Below are 19,898 nucleotides of genomic sequence, written 5' to 3' on the forward strand. Positions count from 1 at the left end.
GGTCTACAAGCCCTGCTGGTCGTCGCGCAGCTCGGTCACGCGCGTCTTGTTTTTGTCTTGGGTGGCGTCCCACTTCGGCTCGGCCAGGCTGTAGGCGAGCACCACACCCGCGCCCACCTGAACCTCGCTGCTCTTGTCCCAGCCGAGCTCGCGGTCGGCGCGCACCATCACGCCCTCCACCATGACCGCGCCGTTGTTGGCCACCCCCGCGGCAAAGCGCTTGTAGAGCTCGGCTTCGACCACGATCAGAAAGTCTTTCACCAGCCGCGCACCGCCGCCGAACTCGATCAGCTGGGTGATCATCTTGGGCGAGGCGTTGACTTGATCGATCAGGTCTTTTTCACCCAATGGCGACACCTTCACCAGCTTGACGAGGCCCTGCTCGAAGTCAGCCACCTTCAGGCCCACTTTGCCGCTGGCCAGGCCCGGCACCGAGAGCGCCGCCATCAAGTTGATGCCCTTGCTGTCGGTGAACTCGACCTCGAAGGCCGAGGTGCTGAACTTGATCTTGGCCAGCTTGGGCGCAGGCAGCACGTCCCACACGTCGAGGTAGTTGAGCTTGCCGGGCCCTATGGGCGTCTTCTTGTCGCCCCACGCACCGGGCTTGATGCTGCTGGCCTTGCCTACAAAGTACTTGAAGCCTTCGAGGTTGACGCTGTTGTCGCCGATCTTTGCTTTCATGGTGTTGCTCCTTGCACGACCCGCGGCACAGGCGGGTCGTTGGAAGCAAGCGTAGGCAGCCGCCGCGTTCGAAGCGCGGGCACCAGTACCCAGATCGCGGCGGGGTGCTACCTATTTCTTCGCGGCCAGCGGCGGGTGGCGGGCCACCAGCTCGGCACGGCTGCTGACGCCCAGCTTGCCGTAGATCGCCGCCACGTGATGCTCCACCGTACGCTCGGAGCGGCGCAGCAGCCGCGCGATCTCGCTGGCCATCAGGCCCTGGCGGGCCAGCTCAAACACCTGCCGCTCGCGCGCGGTCAGGCCCAGCGGGTCGCCTCGGGTGCGCGGCTGTGGCCCGCGCGGCACGCCCGCAGCGCCGCACTCGCGCAAACGCCGGCGCACCCACTCGCTGGCGGGCAACGCGCCCAGCGCCTCAAAGACGACCAGCGCCTCGCGCAAACCCTCTTCATCGCCGGCACACAGGGCCAGTGCACGGTTGTAGGGGCAGCCCAGCCGGTTCCATTCGTCGGCAGCGGCGCGCCAGTCGCCTCGGCATTCGAGTGCATAAGGCCTCGGCAGCTCAGGCAGCGCAATGTCGACGTCGACCCCCGCGCGCAGCAACCAGGCCGCCAGCTCACCCGAGCGCCAGCGGTCGCCCAGGCCCGCGAGGTGGGTCAGCGCTGGCCGTGCAATGGCGTCGACATGACTTGTGCGGCCTTCCAGCCAGGCCACTTCCGCCAGCGCGGCCGCGGTGCTGATGAACCAAATTTCCACCCGCGCCGCTTCCATGGCCTGCACTGCCACAGCGAGCCGGCGCGCCGCATCGCCCACCCCGCGGCGCAGCGCCAGAAAGTTGGCGACAAACTCATGCGTGGAGGTCTCCATCGGCGAGGGCGTGTGCCGCTCGGCCACGTTGGTCAGGTCGAGATCGGCCTGCCCCCACTGGCCCATGACCGTGTAGGCAAATGCCCGCCGAATGCGGATGCGCACGGTGAAGACATCGAGCCCATGCGCCTCGCAATACGCAATGCCCTCGGCTGCATAGCGAAGCCCGAGCGTGAACTCATGGTGCATCACGCACATGATGAAGAGGTTGTTGTAGGCGCGCGCGGCGTCTTGCTCCAAGCCATGCTCCAGCGCGATCTCAAGGCTGCGCGCGAGGCGGCCCCAAGCCGCACCATCGTCGTTCAGGCGCAGGCGGGCAGACCCGACATTGTTGAGTGCATGGCAAAGGGCTTCGGCGTCGTCTAGCGCCTCGGCCAGCTCGATGGCACGCAGGCCCCACAGCTGCGCGCCTGCCATGTCTTCACCCACCAGGTGCAGGTGTGACAGGGTGCTGTAGGCCAGGGCCAGCTCGCGATGCGGTGGCAAAGCGCTCAGCATCGCTATGGCTTGCTGCGCCAGCTTGAAGGTTTTGGGGCCACTGCCGTTTTCAAACCAGTGCAGGCGAGCCAACCACCGCAGGTTGCTGCCCTGGCGCAAGCGGTCGCCCAGCACGCGGCCGATTTCGCAGGCCTGCTCACGCGCCGCAATGGCCACGCGTTGCTGGTTGGTCAACATGCAGGCGTAGGCTTGGGCTTCAAGCAAATCGGCCCGCGCCGCGGGCTCCAGCCCTTGCTTGCGCTGCAAGGCAATGCCGTAGAGCCGAGCCGCTTCCCGGTGGGCGCCACTGGCGGCGGCCTGGCGCGCCGCCAAGGGCGCCAGCTCGGCCACACGCTCGAGCAGCCCCGCCGCCTCGGCATGGTGGACACAACGAGCGGCTTCAAGCATCGCGCCCTGCACCTCAGAGAGTGCTTCGTAAATCGCGCGGTGGCCGCTCGTCCGACGGTGCGCCGGCAGGCCTTGGTACACGGCATCACGCGCGAGCTCGTGCCGGTAAGCCAGCGCGTCATCGATTTGGAGCAACAGGCCGGAACGCAGGCAGGCGTCGATCTCCGCCGCGCCAGGCGCTGCAACCCGCTCCAGGAGCTTGCGCTCGGCCCGGCCCGGAAGCAGGCTGACCCACTCGGCCAGGGCACGCGCTGGCGGCGGCAGGCGCGCGAGGGTGGATCGAACCGCTTCGCGCACGGAGGCAGGCACCCAGCCATCTTCGGCCGCCAGCAGCTCGGTCACGTAGAACGGGTTGCCCTGCGTGGCCGCGTACACAGCCGAGCCATCGCGCTGCACTGAGCGGGCCAGCTGATCGACCGCTGCAGCCGTGAGGGGCGGTAGCGCCAGGCGCATCGTGGTGGCGGAGGGCATCTCTCCCAGCGCCACTTGAAGTGGGTGGTCTTCGCTCAGGTTTTCGTCGCGGTGCGTGAGCAGCAGCAACAAGGGCAGGCCGCGCAGGCGACGGCCCAGGTAGCGCAGCACATCGAGCGTGCCCGCATCGGCCCAGTGCACGTCTTCCACCACGAACACCCACGGCTGGCCGGCTGACTGAAAAAACCGCAACAGCTCAGGGAACAGGCCGTTGTAGGTCTGCCCCTGGCGCAGCGCAAGCGTCACCGAAGGCGAGAATCTCTCGGCCAAATCAACCAGCGGGCCGAAAGGCCGCGCAGTGAAGAGCGACTCGCAGCCGCTGAAGAGCACCGGCGCCCCCACAGGCAAGGACTGCACAAACGCCTGAAGCAGCGTGGTCTTGCCTATGCCGGCCTCTCCCGACACGATGACGCAGACCCCGTCGGGGCCGGCCTGCACTTGTGCATGCGTGGCCGAAAGTTGAGCGAGCTGGGCTTGGCGTTCGAGGATCTGCATGGTGCACCCTGATGCGCCACCGGCTCAGTCTGCGAGCGGCAAGCGCTCCAGCATCACCGCATAGTCTTGGTAGCCCATGCGGCGCCAAAACGCGAGGGCCCGCGCATTGCCAGCGAGCACATCGACGGTGAGCCTTTTGTCGGGCCAGCGCTGAAAGAGCGTGAGCATCAGGTGGCGCGCGGTGCCTTGGCGGCGGTAGTCGCGCTGCACGAAGATCTGCCGCAGGTACACGCTGTCGGGTTGGTCGCGCCACAGCACGTAAGCCACCGCCTCGTCACCGTCGTAGCCGAGCAGCGCTTCATACCCGTCACCGGCCAGCCAAGCGCGCATGCGCTCGGTGAGCTCGGCCAGGTTCATCGGGTTGCGATGGCCTTCGTCTTTGATCAGCTGGTGGTTGAGCCGGCCGAGCAAGTCGGTGTCGGCGAGCGTGGCGGGGCGAAAGCGTAGGGAGTCATCGGCCATGGCGAATCGTAGCCAGCTTCGCCGGGGGTTCGAGCCGGGTCAACCCGAAAGATGCGTGCGCTCCCACCAGCTGAACATCACGTCGCGCAGGGCATCACCGTCGTTGCCACCGTACAGCTCGGCCAGGCCAGCAGCTTGCAGCAGCGCGTAGTCGTCGTCACCCAGCACGACGGGCCAGCTCTCGATGTCCAGCGGCACGTTGAAAAACGTCGGGCTGTAGCCGGCGTCGCGCTTCAGCTCTCGTGTGGCCTTGATCTGCGGCTGCTTGAAGTCGGCGGGCGTCTTCTGGTTGGCGTAGTGCTGCAGCGGCGGCACGCGGGCCAGGTCTTGCTCCGACGCCTTGAACACCTGCAGCTTGACCGGCTTGAGCGCAAAGTTGCTGGTGCGCATGACATCGGCGCCACACACGTTGGGCACCGCCAGCACGTCGATCAGCGCGAGCAGCTCCACATGATCGCCAGCCCTGGAGTGCTGGCGCCTGATGTGGCCGCGACCTTCGCGCACCTCGGTGCACATGAAAAGGTTGAATGAGTCGTGCACGTCGTCGGGTGTGAGGCCGTATTCGCGCTGCGCCTCGGCCTGAATGTCGTGGCAGTTGGTGTGCTTGTGAAAGCCGTACGCCGACTCGTACAGGTAAGCGCTGCAACGCGGGAACATCACGTCGTTGCAGCGCACGGTGTCTTCGAGCATGAGCATCATGGCGCGCTCACGCGGCGGCGCCGACCACAGGAAGTCGCCAGGCCCCGGGTTCAGCCCGTGCACGGTGCGTATGCGGCCGCAGTGCATGAACTCCTTGTAGTCGTGCAGGTTGAAGCAATTGAAGTCGACGCATTGCCCGCCTTCCACTTGCTCGATGCGCAGCACCTGGCCCGCCGACAGCTCCACGGCCTTGCCGGTGCCGGGTTGCATCACGTGCTCCCACAGCAGCTCACGGGTGGCGCTCAAGCCGTCGAGCGAGGGCGCGAACGGTGCCGCTGCCGCGCGCACCGGCGAGCCTTGCTCGCGCAGCGCGCGGCGGGCCAGCGCCGACAGGTCGGGCACAGCCACCGAGGCCAAGGTTCGCTGCAGCAGCTCTAGCTGCTGAGGGTTGAGCTGCATGGCCACCACGCGTTCAGGCATTGAGTACTCCTTGTCGACCAGATTGATGTGTTCTTGTATACGATATGGCAGAACAATCTGACTGGCAATGCCCATCACGTCGGCGAACTTCTCTGGTGCGCAAGCGTGCCAACTCAGTGCAAGCGTGACCGTGCACGCACCACTCTAGGGTCGCATTCGTATACTCATATCCATTTTTAGGTATACAAGAAAAAATCAACATGCTGCCCTCCAACAAGTCCGACGCGGCGTACACCGCGCTCAAGCAGGCCATCATCGAAGGCGCGCTCGCGCCGGGAAGCAAGCTGCCCGAAGACAGCCTCGGCGCTCATTTCGGCATGAGCCGCACGCTGATCCGCGCGGCGCTGGCGCGCCTGGTGGCCGACGGCCTGGTCGAGACCCAGCAAAAGCGCACCGCCACCGTGGCGCAGCCCAGTCTGGAAGAAGCGCGCAGCGTGTTCGAGCTGCGCCGCTGCCTGGAGGCCGAGGTGGTGAGGCTGGTGGTTGCGCGCTGGCAGCCTGCGATGGGTGCCGCGCTCGAAGGCCATGTGCGCCAGGAAGAGCAGGCCGCTCGCCAGCAGCAAGCGCCGGTGTCGGCGCGGCTGGCAGGCGAGTTCCACCAGTTGCTGGCGCAGATGGCGGCCAACCCGCTGCTTGAGCGCTATGTGGGCGAGGTGGTGTCGCGCTGCTCGCTCATCTTGTCGGTGTACGGCCGACCGCATGCGGCCGACTGCGCCATCGCCGAGCACCGGGGCCTGATCGACGCCCTGCGCCGAGGTGACGAGCGCGCCGCGCGCAAGCTGATGGCAAGCCACCTGGGCAGCGTGGAGCACCGCGCCCTGCATGCCGAGGCGACGCGGCAAGACCAGGATCTGGGGCAGATCCTCAGCCGCTACGCCGCCGAGCCTGCCGCGGCCAGCGCCACCCCCGCTCGGCGCCCGCGCAAACGCAGTTGAGGGCGGGCATGGGGCTTGCACAGCAGCTGCACACTAGCCCCGAGGAAAAGCCCATGAACCCGAACACCTGGAACCGCCGCCGCTTCGTGCAAACTGCCGTGGCCGGCGCGGCACTCGCTGCCACCGGCGCTGCCCCGACGCGAGCGCTGGCGCAAAAGCCCGTCACCGTCGGCCTCATCTATGTAGGCCCGCGCGACGACTACGGCTGGAACCAGGCCCACGCCGTCGCGGCCAAGGCCTTGAAGGCCGTGCCCGGTGTGAAGGTGGTGGAAGAAGAAAACGTGCCCGAGACCGTGGCCGTGCGCAAGACACTCGAAGCCATGGTGCAAAGCGACGGTGCCTCGCTGGTGTTCGGCACTTCGTTCGGCTACTTCGATCCCTTCATGATCGAGATGGCCAAGAAGTACCCCAAAGTCGAGTTCCGCCACCCCACTTCGCTGTGGTCGGCCGACAAGCACCCGATGAACCTGGGTGGCTACTTCTGCTTTCTCGACCAGGCGCATTACGTGAACGGCATTGCGGCCGGCCTGTCGACCAAGGTCAACAAGATCGGATTCATTGCAGCCAAGCCCATCCCGATCGTGCTGCGCAACATCAATGCGTTCACCATGGGTCTGCGCAAGGTCAACCCGGCGGCCACGGTTCAACTGGTGTTCACCGGCGAGTGGTCGATGCCGGTGCGCGAGGCCGAAGCCACCAACTCGCTGGTGGCCACCGGTTGCGACGTGATCGCCTGCCATGTGGACAGCCCCAAGGTGATCATCGAAGCCGCCGAGCGCCTGGGCGTGAAGACGCTGGGCCACAACGCCTCGCAGGCACAGCTCGCGCCCAAGGGCTTCATCACCGGTGCCGAGAACAAATGGGAGACGGTCTACAAGTCGTTTGCCGCCTCCATCGCCAAGGGTGAGAAGCTGCCCAACACCTTCTTCGGCGGCTACGACAAAGACATGGTGATGAGCACGCCCTTCGGCGCCGGCGCGACCGAAAAAGCACGCAATGCAGCCACCGCCGCAATCGCTGAGCTGAAGGCAGGCAAGCCCATCTTCGTGGGGCCCATCAAGAGCAACAAGGGCGTGGTGGTGATCGACAAGAGCTACGGCAACTACGACCCGTTTCTCGACAAGATGAACTACCTGGTAGAAGGGGTGCTGGGGTCAATAGGCTGAGGGGTGGGCAAGCGGGAGGCGGAGAGGGGCTTCGATACCCCAGCCTGAGCGGCTATTGGTATGCGAGCCCACGAATGTCCGATCAAGCGAAGCGGTCCATCAAGCAACGCCCGCGGATCCGGCTTTGCCGGTCCGCCAGGCGGCGCCCCTCGGTTGGGCCTCTGGCCCAGCGCGGCCTGCAAGGCGAAAGCGGAGCGACTGGGGGGGCTCTATCCCCGCTGAAACTTGAACACCGCCACGCTGGCCATCAGGTTGGGGGCGTGGCGCACCGCGCGGCCGCCCTGAATGCCGAAGGCATCGAGCACCTGGAAGCCGTCTTTGCGCAGCAGCACTTCGCAGTCGGTGTAGGTGCCCACGCGAATGTTGGGCGTGTCATACCACTGGTAGGGCAAGGCCCGGGTGACGGGCATGCGCCCGGTCACCACGCGCAGCCGGTTGGGCCAATGCGCAAAGTTGGGGAAGCTGATCACGCCCACGCGGCCCACGCGCGCTGTCTCGCGCAGCAGGCGCTCGGTGTGGCGCAGGTGCTGCATGGTGTCGAGCTGCAGCACCACGTCGAAGCTCTGGTCTTCAAAGATGGCCAAGCCGTCTTCGAGGTTGAGCTGGATCACGTTGACGCCGCGTTGCGTGCAGGCGAGCACGTTGGCGTCGGCAATCTCGATGCCGTAGCCGCTGCACTGGCGCGTGTCGCGCAGGTGGGCCAGCAGCTCGCCGGTGCCGCAGCCGAGGTCGAGCACGCGTGAGCCGGGCGGCACCAGTTCGGCAATCAGCTCCATCACCTGGAGGTCGCTCATGACAACCCCTCGCTCGACGAGTGCGCCGGCCGATCCCCCGCGGGGATGCCGCCCAGCTTGGGGCGGCCCGGCGCTTGGTCGGCGGGGTTTTCTTTGGCGATGTTGTCGAACGACGCTCGCAAGAGCGCGTGGTAGCGAGCATCGTCGAGCAAGAAGGCATCGTGCCCATGCGGCGCATCGATCTCGGCGTAGCTCACCTCGAAGCGGTTGTCGAGCAGCGCTTTCACGATCTCGCGCGAGCGCTCGGGGGCGAAACGCCAGTCGGTCGTGAAGCTCACCAGCTGAAACTTGCAGCGCGCCGAGGCAAAGGCCAGGCTCAGGTTGCCGCCGTGGTCGCGGGCGGGGTCGAAGTAGTCGAGCGCGCGGGTGATCAAGAGGTAGGTGTTGGCGTCGAAATACTCGCTGAACTTGTCACCCTGGTAGCGCAGGTAGCTCTCGATCTCGAACTCTATGTCTTGCGTGCTGTAGGCCGGCCCGGCCTGATCAGAGCGGCCCTTGAGCTTGCGGCCAAACTTGGCCTCCATCGAGTCATCGCTGAGGTAGGTGATGTGGCCGATCATGCGGGCCACGCGCAGCCCGCGCCGCGGCAGCACGCCGTGGGCATAGAAGTGCCCGCCATGGAACTCGGGGTCGGTGATGATGGCGCGCCGTGCCACTTCGTTGAAGGCAATGTTTTGCGCCGACAGGTTAGGCGCCGTTGCCACGGCAATGCAATGGCGCAGGCGCAAGGGGTAGCGCAGCGACCAGCTCAGCGCCTGCATGGCGCCCAGGCTGCCGCCCAGCACGGCCGCAAGTTGCGTGATGCCCAGCCGGTCGAGCAAGCGGGCTTGCGCGTCGACCCAGTCTTCCACTGTCACGACAGGGAAGTCGGCGCCATAGGGCTTGCCGGTGTCGGGGTTGGTTTGCATGGGGCCGGTGGAGCCAAAGCACGAGCCGGGGTTGTTGATGCCAATCACGAAGAAGCGATCGGTGTCTAGCGGCTTGCCGGGGCCGACCAAGTTGTCCCACCAGCCTTCGCTCTTGGCCACGCCTTCGTAGGTGCCCGCCACGTGGTGCGATGCATTGAGCGCGTGGCACACCAGCACTGCATTGGTCTTGTCGGCATTGAGCGTGCCGTAGGTCTCGTAGGCCAGCGTGTAGTCGCGCAGGTTGGCCCCACTGCGCAGCGGCAGCGGGTCGGCGAAATGCATCGCCTGCGGTGTCACATCACCTACGGAAGCCATCTCGTCGCACCCATGAAAAAACCCGGTGCCGCCAAAGCGGGACACCGGGTGTGCATCCTGTCTTTAGCTGGATTTATAAAGCGCTCGCAATCCGGAACAAATCAGCGCTGAGGCCGCAGTATAGCCAGCGCTCCTGCGGCAAAAGGTGTCACCACCTCACCCATGCACGGCCCGGCTGGACCCGTGCGGCCTTCATGCGGCTGCCGCTGTTCGACGCGCTGCTGGGGGTGCTGCGGTTGTAGAGCACCGACAGCCCGGCTTGCGCCACGTCAGGGCGACCATCGCCATTCAGATCGCCCACCGCGAGCCCGTGCAGGTTGCCGGCGCCGTCGGTGCCGACATAGCGCTCTTCTTCCTGCAAGCCGCCGTCAGTGCCTTGCAGGTACACGCCCACGGTGCCCCACCCGTCGTGTGCCACCACCACGTCGAGACGACCGTCGCGGTTGAAATCGGCCAGCGCCAGCGCGCCCGGGTAGTCGCGGCTGGTGTGCGTCACAGGGGGCGCCAAAGTGCCGTCGCTGCGCTGATGGAAGATCGACAGCGCCGCAGGGGCCGCACCGCCCCAGCTGATGACCAGGTCGGCACGGCCATCGCCATTCAGGTCACCGATGCCCACGCCGCGCGCAGCCCGGCTGCCATCGACGCCCAGATAAACGGGCGCCGCAAACCGCCCATCCGGCTGTTGGTACAGCAGGCCGATCGACCTCGCCGCATCGCCACCGGGGCTGGTGACCACGATGTCTGGCCGGCCATCGCCATTGAGGTCGCCGACGTCGAGATCACCGCCACCGACGTGGTCCACCGCGTACACCGTGGGCAAGGAAATGCGGCCACCCACCTGGTACCACACCGACACCTCGCGGGTGTCGGCCCCAGCGCCCACGAGGTCAGCCAGGCCGTCACCGTTCACGTCGACCGCGCGCAAGCGGTGCGAGTTGGCCGTGGGCAGCCAGTTGCCGCTGGCCAGCGTGCCATCGGGGCGCTGCAAAAATATCTCGACACCACAACCGCTTTCGCCGATGGCGACATCTTTGCGGCCGTCTCCGTCGAAGTCGGCCACCACCAGCGAGCTGGCCTTGCAGTCGTAAGAGCTTGCGTTGGCATAGCGCACCGGCTCGGCCAGCGTGCCGTCAGCCTGCTGCAGGTAGACCACCAGCTTGAAGTCGTTCTCGGGATCGAAACTGAAATAGGTGCTCATCACCACGTCGTCGAGCCCGTCCCCATTCACGTCGCCGATGGCCACCGCCTCGGGCACCCATTGCGGGTGAACGAGCACGGGGTAAGACAAGAGGCCAGGGTCAGTGCCGAAGGTCCAGCGCTGGCTCATCAGCACCGGGTTGCCGCGCAGATCAGTCAAAGCGCCGTTGAAATCCACGAGGTAACGGGTGCCACGCTGCAGCGGCGCCTGAGGGCGGATGACAAGGGTGACGGGGTTTTCCAGCGTCACCGTCACAGGCACCTCGGTGCCCGCCGCAAGATCAAGCAGGCGTGCACTGCCCGGCACCGTGCGCGAGTCCAGCGCCTCGCTGAACTGTGCCCGCAGCACCACGTTGAGCGCCACGTCTTGTGCATCTCTCTCAGGCGACAACGACACGGCCGTCGGCGCTTCGGCTTCGATGGTGAACGCCCAGCTGTGCGGCCTGAGCGCATTGCCAGCGAAATCGACCAAGCCGGCGCGCAAGCTCGCCGTGTAGTGGCCGCTTTCCCATGGGGCGTAGGGCTGGAATGTGAGCCTGTCGCCCGTCATCGACACATACCCCTGCACCGCCACCCCGTTGGCATTGACGATGCTGAAACTGCCTGCGGTGAGCGCGTCGGCATCGAGCGGCTCGCTGAAATCGACATGCACGACAGTGCGGCTGCCGTGCAGGCTGCGGGGCGCCGGGTCGGTGGCGGTGACGCGCGGCGGCACCACGTCGCTGCGGCGCCAGCCGACACGGTAGGCGAGCAGGCTTTGGCTGAGGTCTTGCACGGCCTCGCCATCACGGTAGAGGCGGCGGCTGCGCACCAGGCCCACACCAGGGGCATACCAGTCGTCGAGGGTGGCCGTGTAGGTGCTGCGCACGCCGCTGGAAGAGCCGACGACCGACTGCACGACCTGCGTGCGCAGGTGCGCCGTGCGCGGGAACAGCCCCGCTTCCACACGTGCCGGCTCGAAGCCGACCATGGTGACCTCGGACCGAATCGTCAGCGCATCGGTGCGGCCGTCTCCATCGACATCCACGCCGGAATCGAGCGTTGTGTCGATTTGGACGAAGTGCTCGCGGGGGGTGAGCGGGAAGTGCATCACGTCCAGCGGCCCGATGGCCTGCAGCACAGGCCCGGCATCGGCCCCGGGCACTTGGCGCAGCGCCCGTGCGTCGGCGACAAAGCGGACCTGCTCAAACGCAGCAAAGCCGGGCACGTTGTGCGACACCACCGTGGTGTCGAAGCCCCCGACGCGCTCGCGCCCGGTCACCTTGAACTTGAGCAGGCCGTCGTTCTCGGTCCGGTAGACCCATTGGTCGCCAGCATTGAGTGGAAAGTACTGTGCCCCGCCCAAACCCCGAAGGGCGTCGGTGTCGATGGCTGCCTCAACGCCTGTATCGTCGGCCACGGGCGCCGCCCGCCCAGGCTCGTCGCCGGTTGCCGGTTGGTCGCTGCCACCGCCGCCACATGCCGTCAGCACGACGGCCAGACACATTGCGGAACTGCTTAGGCAACTTCTCAAGCAACTGCGAACTCGCCACGTGCCAGCCAGGCATCGGAAGATCATGGGCCACCTCGGGAGACATCAGGAGGTCAAGATTCTCGCAGCCGCACCGAGGCAAATCCCCCCAGAACTAGGGGGTGTCCAAACGCGTCAAGTCATCTGCCGGCTCGCCAGCCCCGCCGCCGCGGCGCGGGTCTCCACGCCCAGCTTCTCGAACACGTGCTCCAGGTGCTTGTTGACCGTGCGCGGGCTCATGCCGAGGATGTCGCCCACGTCGCGGTTGGTCTTGCCCTTGGCCACCCACGACAGCACCTCGGCCTCGCGCGGCGTGAGCGAGGCCGTGCTCAGGCGGTTGGCCGCCGCACTCGGCTCGGCGCGGCGCTGCATCAGCAGCATCTGCTCGCCCAGGCCGACGGGGCCAAGGTTGCGCAGCAACAGCACCTGGCCGTTGGCACCGGTACTGGTGTGCTCAGACGACTGGCCCGCGGCCAGCCAGGTGAGCCAATCGGGCGGCAGGCCGTGGGCGCTGCCGGGGAACAGCTCGCGCAACCAGGTGGCGGCTTGCGGCGAGCGCCAGGCCACACGCGTCTGCGCGTCGATCACCAGCACGCCATGGCCACCCACGTCGATGGCCTCGCGCGCCAGCCGCACAGCGCGCGCGTTGCGCACGTGCGTGGCCAGGCGCACCAGCACCTCGGGCGCGCGCACCGGCTTCACCACGTAGTCGACACCGCCGCTCTCGAAACCTTCGACGATGTGCGTGGTCTCTGACAAGCCGGTCATGAAGATCACCGGGATGTGCGCCAGCGCCGGCTCTTGCTTGAGCTTGCGACACACGTCGAAGCCCGACAGGCCTGGCATCAGTGCGTCGAGCAAGATGGCATCGGGCGTCACCAGATCGAGCCTGGCCAACGCCGACTCCCCGTCGCGCGCGACCACCACCGTGTAGCCCTCTTCCTCCAGCGCCTGGCACAGCGGCCCGAGCGACTGCGGTGCGTCATCGACCACCATCACCACGCGCGGTGTGGTGCTCACAGCGTGGCCTCCGCCGGCTCGCTGCCTTGCAGGTTCTTCACCAGTTGCTCCAAGAAGCCTTCGAGGTCGTAGCGGTCGATCAAGGCGCCCAGGCGATTCAGCTCGTCCTGGGAATCAGGGTGAATCAGCAGCGCGGCATCGAGCACCACCCGCACGCCGTTCACATGGCCCAGCTTCGCCAGGCGTATCAGGTCGCCCACCAGCTGCACCGGCAAGCGCTCGGTGGGCTCGGACACCACCGAGCCCGTCCACGCCGGCAGCGCCAGCTCGGCCAGCCATTCGAGTTGCAAGTGACGCTGCAACCCGGCCAACAGCTCAGACTCGATCACCGGCTTGTCGACGAAGCCCTGGCAGCCGGCTTCGGCCAGCTTGACCTGCTGGTTCTCGAAGGCATTGGCCGAGACCATGATGATGGGCAGCTCGGCAAAACCTGCGGCGCGGATCTGCCGCGCGGTCTGCCAGCCATCCATGTCGTCCATCGACACATCGAGCAGCACGGCATCGGGGCAGTGCTCCAGCACGCTCTCAAGGCACTCGCGCCCGCTCGCGGCTTCGCGAATGTGAAAGCCCAGCGGCACCAGCAGGCCCACCAGCATCTGCCGCTGCGTGGGCTGGTCGTCCACCACCAGCAAGGTGCGGCGCGCGCCCAAGTAGCCGGTAACAGGGCGGTGCGTGATGCGCGCCTGGCTGGGCGCGGCGATCTCGCGCAGGTAGAGCCGCGCGGTGAAGGTGCTGCCTGCGCCTTGTGTGCTCTTCACTGTCAACTCGCCGCCCATCAGCTGCGTGAGCAGGTGCGTGATGGTGAGGCCGAGGCCAGTGCCCGCATCGCCCGTGCGCCGCCCGGCGCTGCCGCGCTCGAAGGGCAAGAAGATGCGCTCCTGGTCTTGCGCGGCGATGCCGATGCCGGTGTCGATCACCTCGAAGCGCGCCACCTCGCGCCGGTGGTCGAGCCGCAGCGTCACGCTGCCGTGATCGGTGAAGCGCACCGCGTTGCTCAAGAGGTTGATGAGAATCTGCCGCAGCCGCTTGGCATCGGCGTTCACGTAGCCGGGGATGCGCCCGCTGGTCTCCAGCTTGAACTGCAGGCCCTTGGCCTCGGCCTGCGGGCCGACCATGCGCACCAGGTCGTCGAGGAACTCGTGCACCGGCAACGGTGCGGGGTCGAGCCGCAATCGGCCGGCCTCGATGCGCGCCAAATCGAGCAGGCCGTCGATCAACCCGTGCAGGTGCTCGCCGCTGCGGTGGATGGTGGCCACCGAGGCGCGGCGCGGGCCTTGCACCTGCTCGTCTTTCAACAAGATCTGCGCATAGCCCAGGATGCTGTTGAGCGGCGTGCGCAGCTCGTGCGTCATGCCGGCCACGTAGCGCGTCTTGGCCTGGTTGGCCGCTTCGGCCAGGTCTTTCGCGGCCTGCAGCGCGACGTCGGTGCGCTGGTGGGCCTCTATCTCGCGCGTGAGCAGTTGGTTCTGGCGGTTCGATTCGTCTTGCGCCATGTGGCGGCTCTCGCTGCCCAGCACCACCCACCACGCACCCACGGCGGCCACCAGCGAAAGCAGCGCAAATACCTTCAGAAATGGCGCTTGCAAGGTGAGCTGGCCCGCCGCGCGCAGCACGCCCTGCTGGTCGTACACCACGCCGAGGATCACGCCCAGCAGGCCAATCAGCGAGGCCGCCACCACGATGTAGTGCGCCACACGAAAGTTGACGCGCGACGACAGGCTGGCTGGCAGCACCGTGACCAGCGCTGCGCTCACCTGCTCTGCCGCGCGCGAGTTGGTCTTGCAGCGGTCGTGGCAGCGCGATTCGAGCGTGCAGCACAGCGAGCAGATGGGCGCGTCGTACGCCGGGCAGTGCGCCATGTCTTCCGACTCGAAAGCGTTGTCGCACACCGAGCACATCACGCTCTGCCCTGGCGCCCAACGCGTGGCGCTGCGGCGCGCCAGGTAGTAGCGCCCACCCGTCGCCCAGGCCAGCAGCGGCGACAAGACCATGGCCGTGGCCAGCGCGATGAAGGGCGCGAAGGCTTCTGCCTCGGGGCCCAGCACACCGGCATAAGCCACGATGGCCAGCACTGCCGCGGTGAGCATGGCGCCCAAGCCCACCGGATTGATGTCGTACAGATGTGCGCGCTTGAACTCGATGTGCTGGGGGCTCAGGCCCAGCGGCTTGTTGATGACGAGATCGGCCACCAGCGCGCCCACCCACGCGATGGCCACGTTGCCGTACAGGCCCAGCACGCGCTCCAGCGCCTCGAACACGCCCAGCGTCATCAGCAGCACGGCGATCAGCACGTTGAACACCAGCCACACCACGCGGCCGGGGTGGCTGTGGGTCAGCCGCGCGAAGAAGTTGCTCCAGGCCAGCGAGCCCGCGTACGCATTGGTGAGGTTGATCTTCACCTGCGACACCACCACGAACAGCGTGGTGATGGCGAGTATCCAGGCCGGGTTGTCGAACACATAGCCGTATGCGGCCAGGTACATCTGCGTGGGCTCGACGGCCTTGTCGGTGGGAATCTGGTGCTGCAAGGCCAGGAAGGCGAGGAAGGCGCCCCCCAGCATCTTCACCATGCCCGGCACGACCCAGCCTGGCCCGGCGATCAGCACCGCAGCCCACCAGCGGCGCTTGTTGGCGGCGGTCTTCTCGGGCAGGAAGCGCAGGTAGTCGACCTGCTCGCCGATCTGCACCACCAGCGAAAAGGCTACCGTGGCCGCGGCTCCAAACATCAGCCAGCTGAAGTTGTTGCTGCCCGACTCTCGACCGACCAGCCCCGTGAAGTCGCTAAAGGCCTGCGGGTTCTTGGCCAGCACGAAGAGATAGGGCAGCACCAGCAGCACGATCCACAGCGGCTGCGACCACAGCTGCAGGCGTGAGATGAGCGTGATGCCGTACATCACCAGCGGCACGATGCCCAGCGACGACAGCAGGTAGCACAGCGGCAGCGGCCAGTCGAAGTACATCTGCAGCGCGAGCGCCAGGATGGCCGCCTCTAGCGCGAAGAAGATGAAGGTGAAACTCGCGTAGATCAGCGAGGTAAGCGTGGAGCCGAGGTAGCCAAAGCCCGCACCGCGGGTGAGCAAATCCATGTCGACGCCGTACTTGGCGGCGTAGTAGCTGATGGGCAGCCCGGTGAGGAAGGTGATGAGCCCCACCACCAAGATGGCCCACAGCGCATTCGAGAAGCCGTAGCTCAGCGCGATCGAACCGCCGATGGCTTCGAGCGCAAGAAACGACGTGGCGCCAAACGCGGTGTTGGCCACGCGGAACTCGCTCCACTTGCGGAAGGTGCGCGGCGTGTAGCGCAGCGCGTAGTCTTCCAGTGTCTCGTTGGCGACCCAGGTGTTGTAGTCGCGTCGAATGCGAAAGATCTTTTGTGTGGCCACAGACACGTACTCACCCTCCTGGAAGGTGAGCTTGCAAGAAGCGCTCCTGCTGAAAAGGGCCGTTCGCCCTGAGCCTGTCGAAGGGTTTGTGTGCCTCGTCGCGAGGGCTTCGACAGGCTCAGCCCGAACGGGTTGTGGGCAGTGTCAGCGCACACCCGCACAGCACAGCTACGTTGATTGACGTATTCGGTCTGCGCAGTCCTTCTCCTACCTTTGAGCCCATGGTGAATGCGAAATCGCTGCACGCGTTTGGTGCCAGCTGGTTCACCGATCAGCCCTCAACCCGTTCGGAGAAGACCCTCATGTCGCACGACCAAGACCCCTCGTCCCCGTCCTCCCTGCAACGCCGCCGGTTGCTGCAAGGCGCCGCCGCGCTGCCACTCATGGGCCTGTCCGGCCTGAGCCTGGCGCAGGCCTTCCCCACTGCCAAAGTGAACACCACCAAGCTCGCCATCACCGACACCGAAGTGACAGTCGGCCAACTGCACTCGGCCACCGGCACGATGGCGATTTCGGAGACCGGCTCCATTCAAGCCGAGCAGCTCGCCATTGACCAGATCAACGCGATGGGCGGCGTGCTGGGCCGCAAGATCAAGGTCATCAAGGAAGACGGCGCCTCCGACTGGCCCACCTTCGCCGAGAAGAGCAAGAAGCTGCTTGTCAACGACCGCGTGGCCTGCGTGTTCGGCTGCTGGACCTCGGCCTCCCGCAAGGCCGTGCTGCCGATCTTCGAGAAAGAGAACGGCATGCTCTATTACCCGACCTTCTACGAAGGCCTGGAGCAGAGCAAGAACGTGATCTACACGGGCCAAGAAGCCACGCAGCAGATCCTCTATGGCCTCGATTGGGCCTCGAAAGAGAAGAAGGCAAAAACCTTCTTCCTGGTGGGCTCCGACTACATCTGGCCGCGCACGTCCATGAAGATCGGCCGCAAGCACATCGAGGGTCATCTTCCGGCAGGCAGCAAGGTGGTCGGTGAGGAGTACTACCCGCTGGGCCACACCAACTTCAACTCGCTGATCAACAAGATCAAGGTCGCCAAGCCCGACTGCATCTTCATCGCCGTGGTGGGCGGCTCCAACGTGGCGTTCTACAAGCAGCTGAAGGCCGCGGGCGTGACCGCCAAGACGCAGTTCCTGCTGACCATCTCGGTCACCGAAGACGAGGTGCTGGGCATAGGCGGTGAAAACATGGGCGGCTTCTACGCCTCGATGAAGTATTTCCAGTCCCTGGACAACGCCAACAACAAGGCCTTCGTCAGCGCCTTCAAGGCCAAGTACGGCAAAGATGCGGTGATCGGCGACGTGACGCAAGCCGGCTACCTGGGCCCGTGGCTGTGGAAGGCCACGGTCGAGAAGGCCGGCAGCTTCGACGTCGACAAGATCGCCGTGGCTTCCACCGGCATCGAGCTCAAGACCGCGCCCGAAGGCTACGTGAAGCTGCACGAAAACCACCACCTGTGGAGCAAGGCCCGCATCGGCGAGGCGCAGGTCGATGGGCAGTTCAAGGTGGTCGCTGAGTCGGCGGCCTTGATCGAGCCGAACCCGTTTCCCAAGGGTTATCAATAGCCCACCCCCTACGGCCTGACGGCCGCCCCCTCAAGGGGGCCGCACCAGTGGCCCGGAAGCCGGTTCCACGGTGCGCGCTTGAAGTGGCCCAGCCCTTCGGGCGGGCCGCCCCACCACCCGTTCAGCCTGAGGTATCGAAGGCCCGCTCCGCCCCCGAAAGCCACCTATGACCTTCTCCGAAATGCTCAACATCGGCCTGATGCAAGGCTTCGCCGGCTTAAGCCTGTTCTCGGTGCTGCTGCTGATGGGCCTGGGCCTGGCCATCATCTTCGGGCAGATGGGCGTGATCAACATGGCGCATGGCGAGTTCATGACCATCGGCGCCTACACCATCTATTTCTTCTCGCACCTGGCCGAGGCTTACGCGCCCAAGCTGGTGGCGGTGTACTTCCCCTTTGCCATCGTCGCGGCCTTCGTGTTCGCCTTCATCGTCGGCTGGGGCGTGGAGTGGGCCTTCATTCGCCACCTCTACAAGCGCCCGCTCGACACCCTGCTCGCCACCTGGGGCCTGTCGCTGGGCATGCAGCAAATCTTCCGCTCCGCCTTCGGCCCCAAGGAAGTGAGCCCCACGCTGCCTGAATGGCTGATGGGCTCGTGGGCGCCCGCGCCGGGCCTGGACATCCCGATCAACGGCATGTTCGTGATGGCGCTCACCTTGCTGGTCACCTGCGGCGTGCTGATCGCGCTCTACAAATCGCGCTGGGGCCTGCGGGTGCGCGCCACCGTGGCCAACCGCGTGATGGCCAACGCCACCGGCATCAACACCAAGAAGACCGACCGCCTGACCTTCGCCATCGGCTGCGGCATTGCCGGCGTGGCGGGTGCGGCCTTCACCACCATTGGCTCCACCGGCCCCACCAGCGGCTCGCTCTACATCGTCGACGCCTTCCTGGTGGTCACCTTCGGTGGCGCGGCCAGCCTCTTAGGCACCGTGGTGTCGGCCTTCGGCATCGCACAGACCCAGTCCATCGCCGAGTTCTTCATCACCGGCTCCATGGCCAAGGTGCTCACGCTGTCGGCCATCGTGTTGATTCTGATGATGCGCCCTCAAGGTCTGTTCGCCTCCAAGGTGCGGCGCTGATCGAACCTCTTTTTATCTCTGGACGGACATCTCCATGAACAGCATCAAGCAGTGGCTGGACAAGACCGGGTTGGGCAGCGTGCTGCTGCTCGCCGTGTTGCTCGTCGTCGTGTTTCCCCTGGGGTTCGATCTTTTCCGCCTCAACCTGGTCGGCAAGTACCTGAGCTACGCCTTCGTGGCGCTGGGCCTGGTGATGCTGTGGGGCTACGGCGGCGTGCTGAGCTTGGGCCAGGGCGTGTTCTTCGGCCTCGGCGGCTACGGCATGGCCATGTTCTTGAAGCTCGAAGCGAGCGACCCCATCACGACCAAGATCCAGTCGACGCCGGGCATTCCCGACTTCATGGACTGGAACCAGCTCACCGCGCTGCCGGTCTGGTGGACGCCGTTCAAGAGCTTCCCGCTCACCTTGATCCTGGTCCTGGCGGTGCCCACGTTGCTCGCTTTCATCATCGGCTACGCCATGTTCAAGCGGCGCGTGGGTGGCGTGTACTTCGCCATCATCACGCAGGCGGTGGCGCTGATCCTCACCGTGCTCATCATCGGCCAGCAGGGCTACACCGGCGGCGTGAACGGCATGACCGACCTGAAGACCATCCTCGGTTGGGACACCCGCACCGACAGCGCCAAGTACATCCTCTACTTCGTCAACGTGGGCCTGCTGCTGGGCGCCATCGCGCTATGCCTGTGGGTGCAGCGAAGCAAGCTCGGCACGCTCTTGCTGGCCATGCGCGACAAGGAAGACCGCGTGCGCTTCTCCGGCTACGACGTCTCGATGTTCCGCGTATTCGCCTTTTGCCTGGCGGCCATGCTGTCGGCCATCGGCGGTGCGCTGTTCACACTGCAGGTGGGCTTCATGTCGCCCTCGCTGGTGGGCATCGTGCCCAGCATCGAGATGGTGATCTTTGCGGCAGTGGGCGGGCGCATGTCGCTGGTGGGTGCGGTGTACGGCACGCTGCTCGTGAACTTCGGCAAGACCTATTTCTCCGAGAGCTTCCCCGACCTGTGGCTGTTCCTGATGGCCGCCATGTTCCTCGGCGTGGTGCT

Annotated in this window: 14 protein-coding genes; 5 read left to right on the top strand and 9 right to left on the bottom strand. The window is 66.0% G+C overall.

Translation table 11 applies throughout. The features are described 5' to 3' along the window. Nucleotides 1-3: 3 nt before the first annotated feature. From AC30QB_RS20035 to AC30QB_RS20050, 4 genes are all read right to left on the bottom strand, one after another. Nucleotides 4-681 carry a hypothetical protein gene (locus AC30QB_RS20035; protein ID WP_489548034.1) on the bottom strand — a complete coding sequence of 226 codons (678 nt, stop codon included), beginning with the start codon at nucleotides 679-681 and terminating at the stop codon, nucleotides 4-6. A 111-nt stretch (nucleotides 682-792) separates the two neighbouring features. Continuing rightward, on the bottom strand, nucleotides 793-3,396 hold the full coding sequence (locus tag AC30QB_RS20040; RefSeq protein WP_489548035.1) for an ATP-binding protein: 2,604 nt from the start codon (nucleotides 3,394-3,396) through the stop codon (nucleotides 793-795). A 24-nt stretch (nucleotides 3,397-3,420) separates the two neighbouring features. Continuing rightward, nucleotides 3,421-3,858: a GNAT family N-acetyltransferase gene (locus AC30QB_RS20045; RefSeq protein WP_489548036.1), complete on the bottom strand. Its 438-nt coding sequence runs from the start codon at nucleotides 3,856-3,858 to the stop codon at nucleotides 3,421-3,423. Nucleotides 3,859-3,897: 39 nt separating this feature from the next. After that, nucleotides 3,898-4,977, bottom strand: coding sequence for a DUF1989 domain-containing protein (locus AC30QB_RS20050; protein ID WP_489548037.1), 1,080 nt, complete (start codon nucleotides 4,975-4,977; stop codon nucleotides 3,898-3,900). A 200-nt stretch (nucleotides 4,978-5,177) separates the two neighbouring features. Between AC30QB_RS20050 and AC30QB_RS20055 the strand changes: the two genes are divergently transcribed. Together AC30QB_RS20055 and AC30QB_RS20060 are read left to right on the top strand one after the other, a co-directional pair. Next, on the top strand, nucleotides 5,178-5,912 hold the full coding sequence (locus tag AC30QB_RS20055; RefSeq protein ID WP_489548038.1) for a GntR family transcriptional regulator: 735 nt from the start codon (nucleotides 5,178-5,180) through the stop codon (nucleotides 5,910-5,912). A gap of 53 nt (nucleotides 5,913-5,965) precedes the next feature. Then, the gene (locus AC30QB_RS20060; protein WP_489548039.1) at nucleotides 5,966-7,078 is read left to right on the top strand and encodes a BMP family ABC transporter substrate-binding protein; all 1,113 of its coding nucleotides are present in this window, start codon (nucleotides 5,966-5,968) and stop codon (nucleotides 7,076-7,078) included. A gap of 209 nt (nucleotides 7,079-7,287) precedes the next feature. Here the strand turns inward: AC30QB_RS20060 and metW are convergent, their stop codons facing one another. The 5 genes from metW to AC30QB_RS20085 all read right to left on the bottom strand — a co-directional run bounded on the left by metW (nucleotide 7,288) and on the right by AC30QB_RS20085 (nucleotide 16,211). Then, nucleotides 7,288-7,872, bottom strand: a complete 585-nt coding sequence (gene metW / locus AC30QB_RS20065) for a methionine biosynthesis protein MetW (protein ID WP_489548040.1) — start codon at nucleotides 7,870-7,872, stop codon at nucleotides 7,288-7,290. Continuing rightward, a complete protein-coding gene (gene metX / locus AC30QB_RS20070; protein WP_489548041.1) occupies nucleotides 7,869-9,095 on the bottom strand; it encodes a homoserine O-succinyltransferase MetX in 1,227 nt (408 codons plus the stop codon). The genes metW and metX overlap by 4 nt, the downstream gene beginning before the upstream one ends. A 148-nt stretch (nucleotides 9,096-9,243) precedes the next feature. After that, complete coding sequence (locus AC30QB_RS20075) at nucleotides 9,244-11,778, bottom strand: FG-GAP-like repeat-containing protein (protein WP_489548042.1); 2,535 nt, start codon at nucleotides 11,776-11,778, stop codon at nucleotides 9,244-9,246. Nucleotides 11,779-11,937: 159 nt separating this feature from the next. Beyond that, on the bottom strand, nucleotides 11,938-12,798 hold the full coding sequence (locus tag AC30QB_RS20080; protein WP_489548047.1) for a response regulator: 861 nt from the start codon (nucleotides 12,796-12,798) through the stop codon (nucleotides 11,938-11,940). Between the two features lie 20 nt (nucleotides 12,799-12,818). Then, nucleotides 12,819-16,211, bottom strand: coding sequence for a hybrid sensor histidine kinase/response regulator (locus AC30QB_RS20085; RefSeq protein ID WP_489548043.1), 3,393 nt, complete (start codon nucleotides 16,209-16,211; stop codon nucleotides 12,819-12,821). Nucleotides 16,212-16,507: 296 nt separating this feature from the next. On the opposite strand from AC30QB_RS20085, the gene urtA reads away from it, so the two are divergent. The 3 genes from urtA to urtC form a co-directional block, all read left to right on the top strand. Further along, nucleotides 16,508-17,773 (top strand): urea ABC transporter substrate-binding protein, encoded by a 1,266-nt coding sequence (gene urtA, locus AC30QB_RS20090; protein WP_489548044.1) that lies wholly within the window; start codon nucleotides 16,508-16,510, stop codon nucleotides 17,771-17,773. A 166-nt stretch (nucleotides 17,774-17,939) separates the two neighbouring features. Continuing rightward, a complete protein-coding gene (gene urtB / locus AC30QB_RS20095; RefSeq protein ID WP_489548045.1) occupies nucleotides 17,940-18,854 on the top strand; it encodes an urea ABC transporter permease subunit UrtB in 915 nt (304 codons plus the stop codon). Nucleotides 18,855-18,888: 34 nt separating this feature from the next. Continuing rightward, nucleotides 18,889-19,898 (top strand): urea ABC transporter permease subunit UrtC (urtC, locus tag AC30QB_RS20100; protein WP_489548046.1); only part of this gene is annotated, 1,010 nt, incomplete at its 3' end.

The organism is Rhizobacter sp. (assembly GCF_046595475.1).
Taxonomy (GTDB): domain Bacteria; phylum Pseudomonadota; class Gammaproteobacteria; order Burkholderiales; family Burkholderiaceae_C; genus Rhizobacter.

What these genes read in the sequence shown, in the direction of transcription:
- AC30QB_RS20060 (WP_489548039.1), top strand. Translation starts at nt 5,966, where the DNA reads ATGAACCCGAACACCTGGAACCGCCGCCGCTTCGTGCAAACTGCCGTG.
- metW (WP_489548040.1), bottom strand. Translation starts at nt 7,872, where the DNA reads ATGAGCGACCTCCAGGTGATGGAGCTGATTGCCGAACTGGTGCCGCCC.
- AC30QB_RS20055 (WP_489548038.1), top strand. Translation starts at nt 5,178, where the DNA reads ATGCTGCCCTCCAACAAGTCCGACGCGGCGTACACCGCGCTCAAGCAG.
- AC30QB_RS20075 (WP_489548042.1), bottom strand. Translation starts at nt 11,778, where the DNA reads ATGTGTCTGGCCGTCGTGCTGACGGCATGTGGCGGCGGTGGCAGCGAC.
- urtA (WP_489548044.1), top strand. Translation starts at nt 16,508, where the DNA reads ATGTCGCACGACCAAGACCCCTCGTCCCCGTCCTCCCTGCAACGCCGC.
- AC30QB_RS20045 (WP_489548036.1), bottom strand. Translation starts at nt 3,858, where the DNA reads ATGGCCGATGACTCCCTACGCTTTCGCCCCGCCACGCTCGCCGACACC.
- urtB (WP_489548045.1), top strand. Translation starts at nt 17,940, where the DNA reads ATGACCTTCTCCGAAATGCTCAACATCGGCCTGATGCAAGGCTTCGCC.
- metX (WP_489548041.1), bottom strand. Translation starts at nt 9,095, where the DNA reads ATGGCTTCCGTAGGTGATGTGACACCGCAGGCGATGCATTTCGCCGAC.
- AC30QB_RS20050 (WP_489548037.1), bottom strand. Translation starts at nt 4,977, where the DNA reads ATGCCTGAACGCGTGGTGGCCATGCAGCTCAACCCTCAGCAGCTAGAG.
- AC30QB_RS20035 (WP_489548034.1), bottom strand. Translation starts at nt 681, where the DNA reads ATGAAAGCAAAGATCGGCGACAACAGCGTCAACCTCGAAGGCTTCAAG.
- AC30QB_RS20040 (WP_489548035.1), bottom strand. Translation starts at nt 3,396, where the DNA reads ATGCAGATCCTCGAACGCCAAGCCCAGCTCGCTCAACTTTCGGCCACG.
- AC30QB_RS20080 (WP_489548047.1), bottom strand. Translation starts at nt 12,798, where the DNA reads ATGGTGGTCGATGACGCACCGCAGTCGCTCGGGCCGCTGTGCCAGGCG.